This is a genomic window from Citrobacter sp. Cpo040, assembly GCF_030332915.1.
GTDB lineage: Bacteria > Pseudomonadota > Gammaproteobacteria > Enterobacterales > Enterobacteriaceae > Citrobacter > Citrobacter portucalensis.
In genome coordinates, this window is sequence record NZ_JAOWGX010000034.1 from 1,267,156 (window position 1) to 1,280,471 (window position 13,316).

General features: G+C 51.9%; 12 protein-coding genes. 4 read left to right on the forward strand and 8 right to left on the reverse strand.

Features of this window, described 5'->3' with window-relative positions; all coding sequences use genetic code 11:
* The first annotated feature begins 164 nt into the window (after positions 1-164).
* On the forward strand, positions 165-2,198 hold the full coding sequence (gene metG / locus OGX86_RS10890; protein WP_048224563.1) for a methionine--tRNA ligase: 2,034 nt from the start codon (positions 165-167) through the stop codon (positions 2,196-2,198).
* A gap of 205 nt (positions 2,199-2,403) precedes the next feature.
* Positions 2,404-2,862, forward strand: coding sequence for a YehR family lipoprotein (locus OGX86_RS10895; RefSeq protein WP_032943976.1), 459 nt, complete (start codon positions 2,404-2,406; stop codon positions 2,860-2,862).
* A 43-nt stretch (positions 2,863-2,905) separates the two neighbouring features.
* Here OGX86_RS10895 and OGX86_RS10900 read toward each other — a convergent pair whose 3' ends face one another.
* The 3 genes from OGX86_RS10900 to OGX86_RS10910 are packed head-to-tail and all read right to left on the reverse strand — an operon-like array spanning position 2,906 to position 5,824.
* On the reverse strand, positions 2,906-3,376 hold the full coding sequence (locus OGX86_RS10900) for a YehS family protein (protein ID WP_003834454.1): 471 nt from the start codon (positions 3,374-3,376) through the stop codon (positions 2,906-2,908).
* 46 nt (positions 3,377-3,422) lie between these two features.
* On the reverse strand, positions 3,423-4,142 hold the full coding sequence (gene btsR / locus OGX86_RS10905; RefSeq protein WP_003840155.1) for a two-component system response regulator BtsR: 720 nt from the start codon (positions 4,140-4,142) through the stop codon (positions 3,423-3,425).
* Positions 4,139-5,824, reverse strand: coding sequence for a sensor histidine kinase (locus OGX86_RS10910; protein WP_003834458.1), 1,686 nt, complete (start codon positions 5,822-5,824; stop codon positions 4,139-4,141). Before OGX86_RS10910 ends, btsR begins: the two co-directional genes overlap by 4 nt.
* Before the next feature lie 225 nt (positions 5,825-6,049).
* Between OGX86_RS10910 and mlrA the strand changes: the two genes are divergently transcribed.
* Together mlrA and OGX86_RS10920 are read left to right on the forward strand one after the other, a co-directional pair.
* On the forward strand, positions 6,050-6,781 hold the full coding sequence (gene mlrA, locus OGX86_RS10915) for an HTH-type transcriptional regulator MlrA (RefSeq protein WP_048224569.1): 732 nt from the start codon (positions 6,050-6,052) through the stop codon (positions 6,779-6,781).
* A 51-nt stretch (positions 6,782-6,832) separates the two neighbouring features.
* On the forward strand, positions 6,833-6,940 hold the full coding sequence (locus OGX86_RS10920; protein WP_003027354.1) for a protein YohO: 108 nt from the start codon (positions 6,833-6,835) through the stop codon (positions 6,938-6,940).
* Here the strand turns inward: OGX86_RS10920 and OGX86_RS10925 are convergent.
* The 5 genes from OGX86_RS10925 to bglX all read right to left on the reverse strand — a co-directional run bounded on the left by OGX86_RS10925 (position 6,921) and on the right by bglX (position 13,205).
* Entirely contained in the window at positions 6,921-7,652 is a 732-nt protein-coding gene (locus OGX86_RS10925; protein WP_128316781.1) for an ABC transporter permease, read from the reverse strand. The genes OGX86_RS10920 and OGX86_RS10925 overlap by 20 nt on opposite strands.
* Positions 7,636-8,583, reverse strand: a complete 948-nt coding sequence (locus OGX86_RS10930; protein ID WP_286640035.1) for an ABC transporter ATP-binding protein — start codon at positions 8,581-8,583, stop codon at positions 7,636-7,638. Before OGX86_RS10930 ends, OGX86_RS10925 begins: the two co-directional genes overlap by 17 nt.
* Positions 8,576-9,742, reverse strand: coding sequence for an ABC transporter permease (locus tag OGX86_RS10935; protein ID WP_275052637.1), 1,167 nt, complete (start codon positions 9,740-9,742; stop codon positions 8,576-8,578). The genes OGX86_RS10930 and OGX86_RS10935 overlap by 8 nt, the downstream gene beginning before the upstream one ends.
* Before the next feature lie 15 nt (positions 9,743-9,757).
* On the reverse strand, positions 9,758-10,675 hold the full coding sequence (gene osmF, locus OGX86_RS10940; RefSeq protein WP_103014210.1) for a glycine betaine ABC transporter substrate-binding protein OsmF: 918 nt from the start codon (positions 10,673-10,675) through the stop codon (positions 9,758-9,760).
* Between the two features lie 232 nt (positions 10,676-10,907).
* The gene (bglX, locus tag OGX86_RS10945; protein WP_075551243.1) at positions 10,908-13,205 is read right to left on the reverse strand and encodes a beta-glucosidase BglX; all 2,298 of its coding nucleotides are present in this window, start codon (positions 13,203-13,205) and stop codon (positions 10,908-10,910) included.
* Positions 13,206-13,316: the final 111 nt, after the last annotated feature.

The window sequence follows — 13,316 nt, forward strand, 5'->3', positions numbered from 1 at the left end:
CCCGACTCCTTTTTGTTGTTCTGAATATACAATAGTCACCAGGTAGTTTACTCCAACCGCAACAATTATTCATTTACGGATAAATGCCCTTATCGCTTGGCGCAGTAATTACCATTTTGGTACTATCAAAGCCCTTTTCACTACAAAAGAAGTAATTGCCCACTATGACTCAAGTCGCGAAGAAAATTCTGGTAACGTGCGCGCTGCCGTACGCCAACGGCTCAATCCACCTCGGCCATATGCTGGAGCACATCCAGGCTGATGTCTGGGTCCGTTACCAGCGAATGCGCGGCCACCAGGTTAACTTCATCTGCGCGGACGACGCACACGGTACGCCAATCATGCTGAAAGCACAGCAGCTTGGGATCACGCCAGAGCAGATGATCGGTGAAATGAGTCAGGAGCATCAGACTGATTTTGCAGGTTTTGACATCAGCTATGACAACTACCACTCGACGCACAGCGAAGAGAACCGTGAGTTGTCTGAGCTGATTTATACTCGCCTGAAGGAGAACGGTTTTATTAAGAACCGTACAATCTCCCAGCTTTACGATCCGGAAAAAGGCATGTTCCTGCCGGACCGTTTTGTTAAAGGCACCTGCCCGAAATGTAAGTCTCCGGATCAGTACGGCGATAACTGTGAAGTCTGTGGCGCAACCTACAGCCCGACCGAACTTATCGAGCCGAAATCCGTCGTGTCTGGCGCAACGCCGGTGATGCGTGACTCCGAACACTTCTTCTTTGATCTGCCGTCATTTAGCGAAATGCTGCAGGCGTGGACACGCAGCGGCGCGTTACAGGAGCAGGTCGCCAACAAAATGCAGGAATGGTTCGAATCCGGCCTGCAACAGTGGGATATCTCTCGCGATTCCCCGTACTTCGGTTTTGAAATCCCGAATGCGCCTGGCAAGTACTTCTACGTGTGGCTGGACGCGCCAATTGGCTATATGGGTTCATTCAAAAACCTGTGCGATAAGCGCGGTGACACCACCAGTTTTGACGAATACTGGAAGAAAGATTCCGACGCCGAGCTGTATCACTTCATCGGTAAAGATATCGTCTACTTCCACAGCCTGTTCTGGCCTGCCATGCTGGAAGGCAGCAACTTCCGCAAGCCGACCAACCTGTTCGTACACGGCTACGTGACGGTGAACGGCGCGAAGATGTCCAAATCTCGCGGCACCTTCATTAAGGCCAGCACCTGGCTGAAGCACTTCGATGCCGACAGTCTGCGCTATTACTACACCGCGAAGCTTTCTTCACGTATTGATGACATCGACCTGAACCTGGAAGACTTTGTCCAGCGCGTTAACGCCGATATCGTCAACAAAGTAGTCAACCTGGCATCCCGTAACGCCGGCTTTATTGCTAAGCGTTTTGACGGCGTTCTGGCGAATGAACTGGCCGACCCGGCGCTGTATAAAACCTTCACCGACGCCGCAGCGGTGATTGGCGAAGCATGGGAAAGCCGTGAATTTGGTAAAGCTATCCGTGAAATCATGGCACTGGCCGACGTGGCAAACCGCTACGTTGACGAACAGGCACCGTGGGTCGTGGCTAAACAGGAAGGCCGCGATGCCGACCTGCAGGCGATCTGCTCCATGGGTATCAACCTGTTCCGCGTGCTGATGACCTACCTGAAACCGGTTCTGCCAACGCTTGCTGAACGTGTTGAAGCTTTCCTGAACAGCGAACTGAGCTGGGATGCCATTGAGCAGCCACTGCTCGGCCACAAGGTCAACACCTTTAAAGCGCTGTACAATCGCATCGACATGAAACAAGTTGAAGCGCTGGTTGAGGCGTCGAAAGAAGAAGTGAAAGCAGCTGCTGCACCGGTTACCGGCCCGCTGGCGGATGACCCGATTCAGGAAACCATCACCTTTGATGATTTCGCTAAAGTTGACCTGCGTGTAGCGCTGATTGAAAACGCCGAGTTCGTGGAAGGTTCTGACAAACTGCTGCGTCTGACGCTGGATCTCGGTGGTGAGAAACGTAACGTCTTCTCTGGTATTCGTTCTGCGTATCCAGATCCGCAGGTCCTGATTGGCCGCCAGACCATTATGGTGGCCAACCTGGCACCACGTAAGATGCGCTTCGGCATTTCCGAAGGGATGGTGATGGCCGCAGGTCCTGGCGGGAAAGATATCTTCCTGTTAAGCCCAGACGAAGGTGCAAAACCAGGCCAACAGGTGAAGTAAATCAAACATCTCAAGCGCTGCAACCGCAGCGCTTTTTTTTGCTACGCAAGTGCTTCCTCTAATCTTAACCCCTGCTCCATTTTCGGACTGCTTCGTTGTTAATATTAGATTTATTCTATACTGCTCTGGTATCAAGGTAGTCCGGGCTCACCAGATTCGTGGACGTTATTATTTAACATCCGATATTCATGAAATGGAGTTTTACATGAAAGCGTTACAAAAATTATTTTCTCTCGCCGTGGCATCGATTGTGGTTTTTTCCCTGGCGGGATGTGGTGATAAAGAAGAGACAAAAACATTCAATGCCAACATTAATGGTTCTGATATCACCGTCTCCTACACCTATAAAGGTGATAAGGTCCTGAAGCAAATCTCCGAAAGTAAAATTAGCTATGCGTCAGTCGGTGCCAGCAATAAAGAGGAAGCAGCAAAAGTATTCGACGCATTAAGCGCCAAATATCAAAACATTACTGGCATAGAAGAAAAACTCACCTATTCAGATACCTACGCGCAAGAAAATGTCACTATCGATATGGAAAAAGTTGATATAAAAGCGTTGCAGGCCATTTCAGGGATGAAACTCTCTGAAAACGCCGATAAAAACATCAGCATGAAGCAAATGCAAACGGTAATGGAATCGGCGGGTTTTAAAGAAGTGAAGTAAACCATCGGCGACCCGATGTTAATCGGTGTCGCCCATTTTTTCTTTATGGTTTCGCGTTATGTACCCGTGATGTCAAACCACGCAGAAAATAACGCAGGAACTGATCGCCGCATTCGCGATAGTTCTTATGATCAGGGGCACGCATCATGGCGGTAATTTCCGGCATCGACACACGGAATTTCTGCTCGGTCATAATAGCCAGAATATCGTCGGTTTTCAGCGAAAAGGCGATACGCAGCTTTTTCAGCACCGTATTGTTATTAACACGACGCTCCAGCGCCAGTTCCGGTGCAGAATCATCTTTACCACGCAGATGATAAATCAGGCCGTTTAAAAAACCGGAGAGAATGATATCCGGGCAACGAACAAACCCAGCCTCATCTTCTTTTGTCATCCAGGTATCGAAACCTGCGGAGGTGGATTCCATGTCAGCAAGCGCAAGAATACGCACCATGTCGTTATTGTTCGCTTTCAGGGTGTAGCGCAGGCTACGAAGAATATCGTTACTTAGCATAGAGCCTTCAACTGTCGGTGATGCAATGGCGCGCAGTGTATCAGTTTTACAGTCCAATCGCCTCTTTTAGACTTTTAAGATAACGACGACTCACTGGAACGGTCAGTCCGTTACGCAAAATCAGTTCCGCCTGACCGTTGTCTTCCAGACGGATCTCCTGCAATTGTGCCATATTTACCAGATATTGCCGATGACAACGCAGCAGAGGAGTACGACTCTCCAGCGTCCTGAGCGTCAACTCAGTGAAGCCTTCTTTACCATCGCTGCTCGTCACATACACACCACTCATGCGACTGCTGATAAACGCCACATCATCCATTTGCAGCAAATAAATCCGACTATGGCCGCTGCACGGAATAAACTTCAGTGCCTGCTGATTTTCTGGCAGCAGTGATACATCCTGCTTGGTGCGCTCCTGACGCAAACGGATCAGCGTTTTTTCCAGCCGTGCTTCTTCAATCGGCTTGAGCAGATAATCAAACGCATGTTCTTCGAAGGCTTTCACCGCATACTCATCAAAGGCGGTCAGAAAAACAATGTACGGACGATGCTCGGGATCAAGCATGCCAACCATTTCCAGGCCGCTGATACGCGGCATCTGAATATCAAGGAACAGAACATCCGGACGCAATTTATGCACCGCGCCAATGGCTTCCACCGCATTCGAACATTCACCGACAATCTCGATGTCGCTTTGCTCTTGCAACAGGATCCGCAGATTCTCCCGGGCTAACGGTTCGTCATCGACAATCAGCACTTTGATCATGCCAGTTCCTCCAGAGGAAGTCGTAAAGTGATTCGGGTAAAACGGTCAGGTTCACACGCTACGCTGATGCCAAAATCATCACCAAACCGCTCGCGCAGTCGTTTATCGACCAGATTCATACCCAGTCCACTGGCTTCTGAGGTTGGCTGATACAGCCCGGCATTGTCTTCGATATCCAGCATCAGATATTGCCCTTCGCGACGGGCGGTAATCGATACTTCACCGGTATCCAGTAACTGAGAAGTACCGTGTTTAATGGCATTCTCCACGATGGGTTGCAGAGTAAAGGCGGGTAATTGCTGATGCGAAAGTTCTTCTGGCACCGTCAAGGTCACCTGAAGACGCGACTGGAATCGTGCCTTTTCAATTTGCAGATAAGCATTAACGTGTTCAATTTCATCGGCCAGCGTCACAATTTCCGACGGGCGTTTTAAATTTTTACGAAAGAACGTCGACAGATACTGCACCAGTTGGCTGGCCTGCTCGCTATCGCGTCGGATCACAGCTTTGATGGTGTTGAGTGCATTAAACAGAAAATGGGGATTGACCTGGGCGTGCAGGAGTTTTATTTCCGACTGCGTGAGCATCGCTTTTTGCCGCTCATACTGCCCGGCCAGAATTTGCGCCGAAAGCAGTTGGGCGATCCCTTCCCCCAGCGTACGGTTGATCGAACTAAAGAGGCGGTTTTTGGCTTCATAAAGTTTGATGGTCCCCATTACCCGCTGGTTTTCACCTCGCAGGGGGATCACCAGCGTCGAGCCTAATTTGCATTGCGGGTGCAAAGAGCAACGGTAAGGAACTTCATTCCCATCGGCATACACCACCTCTCCGGTTTCAATCGCGCGTTGGGTATATGACGATGAAATAGGTTTTCCGGGTAGATGGTGATCGTCACCAATACCGGTAAATGCCAGCAGTTTCTCACGATCGGTAATCGCCACCGCACCGATATCCAGCTCTTCATACAGCACCTGAGCAACCTTCATGCTGTTAACCTCGTTGAATCCCTGGCGCAAAATACCTTCCGTTGAGGCGGCAACTTTGAGTGCTGTGGCGGAAAAAGCGGAGGTATATTTTTCAAACATCGCCCGTTTATCGAGCAAAATACGCATAAATAAGGCGGCGCCCACGGTATTGGTCACCATCATAGGTGCGGCAATATTACTGACCAACCGAAACGCATCGTCAAACGGACGAGCAATTAACAAGATAATTAGCATCTGCACCAGTTCGGCGACAAAGGTAATCGCCCCCGCAGTCAGCGGACTAAAGACTTTATCGGTACGACCACGACGGGTGAGCACGCTGTGCACCAGCCCGCCGAGCAACCCTTCCACAATGGTCGAGATCATGCAGCTAAGCGCAGTCATCCCACCCATCGAATAACGATGCAAACCGCCGGTAAGACCAACTAAACCGCCAACCACCGGGCCGCCAAGCAGCCCGCCCATCACCGCGCCAATAGCGCGAGTGTTAGCAATAGAGTCATCGATATGCAGCCCGAAATAGGTGCCTAAAATGCAGAAAATGGAAAAAGTAACATAGCAAAGCAGTTTGTGCGGAAGTCGGATAGTCACCTGCATCAACGGGATAAACAAACGCGTTTTGCTCATGAGCCACGCGATAACGAGGAACACACACATCTGCTGAAGCAGCAGCAACACCAGATTAAACTCGTACATACCCGCCAACCACACATCACTTAAAAGCGCGTAACATACATGGGCTGCGTGTAACTTTCTTTGAAGTGTTGCAAAAAAAGACGAATTTGTGAGAACGATCACTCGAAAGCGCGAGCATGGTTACAAATTCACCCATTCATAGATCAAAAAACAGACAAAACTACCTGGTTCGCAAAAGAGCGTCTAAAGTAAAACTGGGACCTCGCGAGCAAGAGTGAGACGACGATGGCGCTTTACACAATAGGTGAAGTGGCTTTGCTTTGTGATATCAACCCTGTCACTTTACGCGCGTGGCAGAGGCGTTACGGATTACTTAAACCGCAGCGGACAGACGGCGGGCATCGCCTGTTTAACGATGCGGATATCGACCGGATCCGCGAGATAAAACGCTGGATAAACAACGGTGTTCAGGTCAGCAAGGTTAAAATGTTGCTCAGCAATGAGAGCATTGATGTGCATAACGGTTGGCGTGAACAACAAGAGACGCTGTTGAGCTATTTGCAAAGTAATAATCTGCATAGCCTCAGACTGTGGATCAAAGAGCGCGGCCAGGATTATCCCGCGCAAACGCTCAACACCCATTTGTTCATTCCGCTGCGCCGACGTCTGCAATGCCAACAGCCGATCCTGCAGGCGTTACTGGGGATCCTCGACGGCGTACTGATCAACTACATCGCGATTTGTCTTGCCTCAGCACGTAAGAAACAGGGGAAAGATGCTCTGGTGGTTGGCTGGAACATTCATGATACGACCCGTTTATGGCTGGAAGGTTGGGTCGCCAGCCAGCAGGGATGGCGCATTGACGTCCTTGCCCATTCGCTGAACCAACTGCGACCGGAGCTGTTTGAAGGTCGCACCTTGCTTGTCTGGTGCGGCGAGAACCAAACGCCCGCTCAGCAGCAACAGCTGAATGAATGGCGCGCGTTAGGTCACGATATTTATCCACTCGGTATTTAATATTCTATTAACAAACGTGTACAATCCTTGAATTCACATAAGGAGTGCATAATGAGCGCAGCTAAAATCGGTGTTATCACCCTCTTTCTGCTAATGGCTATCGGCGGTATCGGCGGTGTCATGCTGGCAGGCTATACCTTTATTTTACGTGCCGGGTAAGATGTCTCGCTAATTTCTCAAACCCGCGGTCAACAATTACCGCCGCCAGCGCGACCAGCAGCGCCCCCTGAATCACATAGGCGGTATTGAACCCACTCAGCCCGATAATAATCGGCGTACCCAGCGTGTTTGCCCCAACGGTTGAGGCGATGGTTGCGGTGCCGATATTAATAATCACCGACGTGCGAATCCCGGCCAGAATCACCGGGGCCGCCAGCGGCAACTCGACTTTACGCAGCCGCTGCCCCTGACTCATGCCCATTCCGCTGGCAATATCCATCACGCTGGGTGAAATTCCGCCGAGTCCCGCCAGTGTTGCCTGCAAGATCGGTAATACGCCATACAGGATCAACGCGATAATTGCCGGTTCAGGACCAAATCCCATCACCGGTACAGCTATCGCCAACACCGCAACTGGCGGAAAGGTCTGCCCCACGGCGGCGATGGTTTCCACCATCGGCCTGAATTCCGCGCCCCAGGACCGGGTTACCGCTATACCGGCCCCGGTGCCAATAAGTACGGCAATCAGGCTCGAAATCCCCACCAGACCAAAATGGCTCAGTGCCAGCACCGCAAAACTTTCCTGCTGATACACGGGACGCGGTAGCGCCGGAAATAGCGCACTGAACAAGGCCTGACTATGAGGCAACCCAACTAACAGGACCAGAAACAGAACAATAAGCCATAACAACGGATCAGCAAGACGTTTCACGGGTCGGCATCTCCGAAAGCAAATCACGAAAATGAAGCGTACCGCAGGACAACCCCTGCGGGGTCACGACCGGCAAGACGTCGCAACCGCGTGCTACGAACACCGACAACGCATCACGCAGCGTCATTTCATCTACCAACGGTTCACCGGCTGTGTGTTCACCGCGACGGATAAAATCCCCTACCGTGCGAAGCGACAACAGACGTACGCCCAGTTCACTACGGCCAAAGAATGTTTGCACGAATTCGTTCGCCGGTGCTGTCAGCATCGACAGCGGCGTGCCCTGCTGTACTACCTTTCCTGCATCCATCAGAACCAGATGCTCCGCCAGCCTTAGCGCCTCGTCGATATCATGCGTCACCAGCACAATGGTACGCCCGAGCAGACGATGAATACGCGTCATCTCCTGCTGCAGCGCACCGCGGGTGACCGGATCCAGCGCACCAAAAGGCTCATCCATCAGCAGAACCTGCGGATTTGCCGCCAGGGCACGCGCCACTCCGACCCGCTGCTGTTGCCCGCCAGACAGCTGATGCGGATAACGATGGCGCAAACTGTCCTCAAGACCCAGCAGCGCCATCAGTTCGTCTGTTCGGTCATCAATACGAGAACGCGACCACTTTTGTAGCTGCGGCACCGTGGCGATGTTCTGCGCGACTGTCCAGTGGGGAAACAAGCCAATCGACTGAATCGCGTATCCCATACGCCGCCTTAACTCCAGCACCGGCAGGCTGCGGATCTCTTCCCCGGCAAAGCGAATCTGTCCGCTGTCATGTTCAACCAGCCGATTGATCATTTTCAGCGTGGTGGATTTCCCGGAACCTGACGTGCCAATTAACACCGAAAAGCTGCCCTCCCCCAACCGCAGGTTAAGGTCGTCAACGGCTGTTTGCTGACCATAGGTTTTACTGACATGGCGAAATTCAATCATTGTTTGTTACCTTCAACAGCGCGAGCCCTAAATCAAACAGCGCATCAATCAATACTGCCAGTACCACAACCGGGATCACGCCCAGCAACACTAAATCGACGGCGCTACTGAGCAATCCCTGAAAGACCAGCGCGCCAAATCCCCCTGCGCCAATCAGCGCAGCAATCACCGCCATTCCCACCGTTTGCACCATCACTACCCGTAAACTGCGCAAGAAGACCGGCAATGCCAGTGGGAACTGCACCGAGACAAACCGCTGGAAAGTGTTCATCCCCATCGCTCGGGCGCTTTCCAGTACATCCTGCGGCACCTGATTCAACCCAGCCACAACGCCACGAACCAGCGGTAACAGCGCATACAGCACTAACGCAATAAGCGCAGGCGTCAGGCCGGTTCCGGCGACGCCGAGCGAACCCAACAAAGGAAAGTGCTTCACCAACCCGGCAAGGGGCGCAATTAACAGGCCAAACAGCGCGACTGAGGGAATGGTTTGGATGATATTCAGTACCGCAAAAACAGGCCCCTGACGGGAGACAGAGAAAGCACACCAGATGCCCAACGGCACACCAATAAGCAGCGCGGGCACCACGGTAGCGAACAGAATTGTCAGATGCTGCGCCAGGGCGTCGTTGAAGACATCCTGACGGTTGGCATATTCTTTAAGCAGGGAAAGATCGTTAAACGTGCCGGAGAACAAAAGCACCAGCGGAAAAATAAACATTTGCGCGTGCAACAGCCAACGCCATGATGCCAGCTCGGTTATGCGACGAATAGCGTCACTGGCGGCCAGCAACATTAGTCCTAGCCCCAACCAGAACCCGCTGCCCAGGCTGGTTCTGGCCAGTGGACTTCCCGTCTGGGCCAGATACGTTGCCGTTGTTCCTGCGGTTACCAGCGCTGCAATCACCAGCAACTGGCTAATAACAAGGGTCAATATATTGCCGGGCTTTCCCGGTACAAAGCATAGAAGAAACAGCAGCAAACAGGCTACTGCCAATCCCCACGCCATGTCGGGCCGGATATCCCAGAGTTGGCGCCCCTCACCGGAGACCAGGCGATTAGGCGCATAGCTAATGAAAGGCAGCGCTGCCGCCGCGAAGGTAAGAAGTACCAGTAACAACAGCACCCGATTAACTGAAATCTTTGACAAAACACCCACCTGCTGCAAACTCCGTTACTTCACCCATCCTTTTTGCTTCAGGTAGTCTGCTGCAACTTTTTTCGCATCCAGCCCCTCCACGGCAATACTGGCATTCAGCTGCTGCAACGTTTTTTCATCCAGGCTGGCAAAAACTGGTTGTAGCCATTCTCCCATTTGCGGGTAGTCTTTCAGCACCGATTCACGTACGACGGGTGCTGGCGCATAAATGGGCTGGACACCTTTTGGATCGCTTAAAGTTTGCAGACCGAGCGCCGCAACCGGGCCATCTGTGCCATAAGCCATCGCCGCATTGACGCCAGAAGTCTGCTGCGCCGCTGCTTTAATCGTCACCGCGGTATCCCCTCCTGCTAGCGACAACAGCTGATTTTGATTCAGTTTGAAATCATAGGCTTTTTCAAACGCAGGCAACGCGTCAGCCCGTTCGATAAATTCAGCAGAGGCAGCAAGTTTGAACGTTCCCCCGTCTTTCAGGTAGCGGCCTAAATCAGCAAGGGACTCAAGCTTGTTCTTTTGCGCGACATCCTGGCGTACCGCAATAGTCCAGGTATTATTGGCGGGTGCAGGCGTTAGCCAGACCAGCTTATTTTGCTCTGCATCCAGCTTTTTCACTTTCTCGAAACCGGCCTGCGCATTTTTCCACGCCGGATCATTTTCATCTTTAAAAAAGAATGCGCCATTACCGGTATATTCCGGATAAATATCCAGCTCACCGGAGGTGATTGCCCCACGCACTACTGGGGTGGTGCCCAGCTGTACTTTATTGACAGTTTTCACACCATGGCTTTCGAGCACCTGCAAAATAATGTTGCCGAGCAGCGCCCCTTCGGTATCTATTTTTGAACCAACCGTGACGGGTGACGCGGCCTGTAAGGGTAGGCTTATCGCGGCTAACAGCGCCAGCGAACCCACCGATACTTTTGAGATTATCATGCTGTACTCCTTATCCTTTTGCGGCCCTTTTCAGAGACTTGAGGAAAAAGCATAGTCGAAAAATCAAGCCTTAACCTGGCAATTGGGTGGTAACGCTGAGAGTTATTAGCGGTAAGGCGATAATAAAATAAAAAAAATCCGGCAAACCCAATGTGAATTTGCCGGATGATACGACTTTGTCGGCCTGATAAGCGTAGAGCCATCAGGCATGCTGCATGACTTTATTCATCTATTACAGCAGTTCAAATTCGCCCTGCTTCACTCTGGCGGAATCCACGCCGATGAAAACGTTAAATTTGCCAGGCTCTGCATCGTATTTCATCTGCTGGTTCCAGAATTTGAGCGCTTCAATATCAATCGGGAAGCTGACGGTCTGGGTTTCACCTGGCTTAAGATTCACTTTTTCAAAACCTTTCAGCTGTTTTACCGGACGACTCATGGAGGCGGTCACATCCTGTAAATACATCTGAATCACCGTTGCACCTTCGCGTTTGCCGGTGTTGGTCACCTGCACGCTGGCCGTCACGGTTCCGTCACGCTTCATCGTCGGAGAAGAGAGCTTCACATCAGAAACCGTAAACGTGGTGTAGCTCAGGCCATAACCAAAGGGATACAACGGACCATTGGCTTCATCAAAGTAGCGCGACGTGTACTTGTTCGGCTTATCGGCGTTATACGGACGACCGGTATTGAGATGGCTGTAATAGACCGGGATCTGTCCAACAGAGCGCGGGAAAGACATCGGCAGCTTGCCTGACGGATTGTAATCACCAAACAGCACATCGGCGATGGCGTTACCGCCTTCCGTCCCGGCAAACCAGGTTTCGAGGATCGCATCGGCTTGTTGATCTTCCTTCACCAGCGCCAGCGGACGACCGTTCATCAACACCAGAACCAGAGGTTTACCCGTGGCTTTCAGCGCAGCAATCAGGTCACGCTGACTCTGCGGAATAGTGATATCGGTGCGGCTGGAAGCTTCATGCGCCATGCCCTGCGCTTCACCGACTACCGCGACAACCACATCAGATTGCTTCGCGGCGTTAACGGCTTCATCGATCATCGCCTGCGGCGAACGCGGGTCAACCTTTACCGCTTCTTCATACAGGTTGAGGAAATCGACAATGCCTTTGTCGTTGGTGATATTCGCCCCTTTGGCGTACAGCACTTTGCCCTGTTCGCCGACGGCATTTTTAATCCCCGTCAGCACCGTTACCGACTGATCGGCAACACCGGCGGCGGACCAACTGCCCATTACATCACGCTTGCTGTCGGCCAGCGGTCCGACAACCGCCACGGTGGCGGATTTTTTCAGCGGCAACGTTTCCAGACGGTTTTTCAGCAACACCAGGCTTTCGCGCGCCACTTCACGCGCCTCTTTGCGATGCAAACGGCTTTCTGCGTTGGTGTCCTGTGGGTCAGATTCTTTGGCCCCCAGATGGCTGTACGGATCGTTAAACAACCCCATATCATATTTCACGTTCAGCACGTGGCGTGCGGCGTCGTCCAGCTCCGCCATCGTCACTTTGCCGGATTTAATCAAGCCCGGCAGATATTTGCTGTAATACTCATCGCTCATACTCATGTTGATGCCGGACTTGATCGCCACACGCACCGCATCTTCAGGATCGGAGGCGGTACCGTGCTTAATCAGTTCCTTAATCGCGCCGTGATCGGAAACGGTAATCCCCTTAAAGCCCCACTCATCACGCAGCACGTCTTTTAACAGCCAGGCGTCTGAGGTTGCAGGCGTACCGTTTAGCGAATTAAGACCCACCATCACCGCACCGCTACCGGCATCCAGCCCGGCTTTATACGGCGGCATATAGTCGTTGAACAGACGCTGTGGGCTCATATCGACGGTGTTATATTCCTTGCCACCTTCAACCGCGCCATAGGCGGCGAAGTGCTTGACGCTGGTCATCACCGAATAGCGGTCAGCCGGGCTTTTCCCCTGCATCGCTTCCACCATGGTTTTACCCATCGTAGCCGTTAAATACGTGTCTTCACCAAAACCTTCTGAAGCACGGCCCCAGCGCGGATCGCGAGAGACATCGACCATTGGCGCCCAGGTCATATTCAGACCATCATCGGCAGCTTCATACGCGGAAATACGGCCAACGGTTCTGACCGCATCGAGATTAAAAGAGGACGCCAGGCCGAGACTTATCGGGAACACGGTACGCTGGCCGTGCAATACGTCGTAGGCAAAAAAGAGAGGAATTTTCAGGCGGCTGAGCTCCATCACCTGATCCTGCATTTTGCGGATATCCTGGCGCGTGACGGTGTTAAAAATTGCCCCAACCTGCCCGTCTTTGATCATCTCGCGGATGGCTTCTTTCGGGTTATCAGGCCCTACGCTTATCAAGCGTAGTTGCCCAATTTTCTCATCCACGGTCATCTGTTTAAGTAAATCGGTAACGAATGCATCCCGCGCTTCTGGCGTCAGAGGATGGTTACCAAACAGCGTGTCCGCCAGCGCTGGTTGCAACGCCAGACTCACCGCGACACCTACAGAACATAGCCATTTCATGTTGATTCTCTCTTTATTTTTTCCCGACGAGGCAGCGAAAATATAACAAAAACCGCAGTTTGCCGTAAGACTAAACGGGAGCGATAAAGAAAGCTAAGGTTATTCTCCTAA

Coding starts and splice junctions, on each gene's coding strand:
- metG (WP_048224563.1), top strand. CDS start 165: ATGACTCAAGTCGCGAAGAAAATTCTGGTAACGTGCGCGCTGCCGTAC.
- OGX86_RS10895 (WP_032943976.1), top strand. CDS start 2,404: ATGAAAGCGTTACAAAAATTATTTTCTCTCGCCGTGGCATCGATTGTG.
- OGX86_RS10900 (WP_003834454.1), bottom strand. CDS start 3,376: ATGCTAAGTAACGATATTCTTCGTAGCCTGCGCTACACCCTGAAAGCG.
- btsR (WP_003840155.1), bottom strand. CDS start 4,142: ATGATCAAAGTGCTGATTGTCGATGACGAACCGTTAGCCCGGGAGAAT.
- OGX86_RS10910 (WP_003834458.1), bottom strand. CDS start 5,824: ATGTACGAGTTTAATCTGGTGTTGCTGCTGCTTCAGCAGATGTGTGTG.
- mlrA (WP_048224569.1), top strand. CDS start 6,050: ATGGCGCTTTACACAATAGGTGAAGTGGCTTTGCTTTGTGATATCAAC.
- OGX86_RS10920 (WP_003027354.1), top strand. CDS start 6,833: ATGAGCGCAGCTAAAATCGGTGTTATCACCCTCTTTCTGCTAATGGCT.
- OGX86_RS10930 (WP_286640035.1), bottom strand. CDS start 8,583: ATGATTGAATTTCGCCATGTCAGTAAAACCTATGGTCAGCAAACAGCC.
- osmF (WP_103014210.1), bottom strand. CDS start 10,675: ATGATAATCTCAAAAGTATCGGTGGGTTCGCTGGCGCTGTTAGCCGCG.
- bglX (WP_075551243.1), bottom strand. CDS start 13,205: ATGAAATGGCTATGTTCTGTAGGTGTCGCGGTGAGTCTGGCGTTGCAA.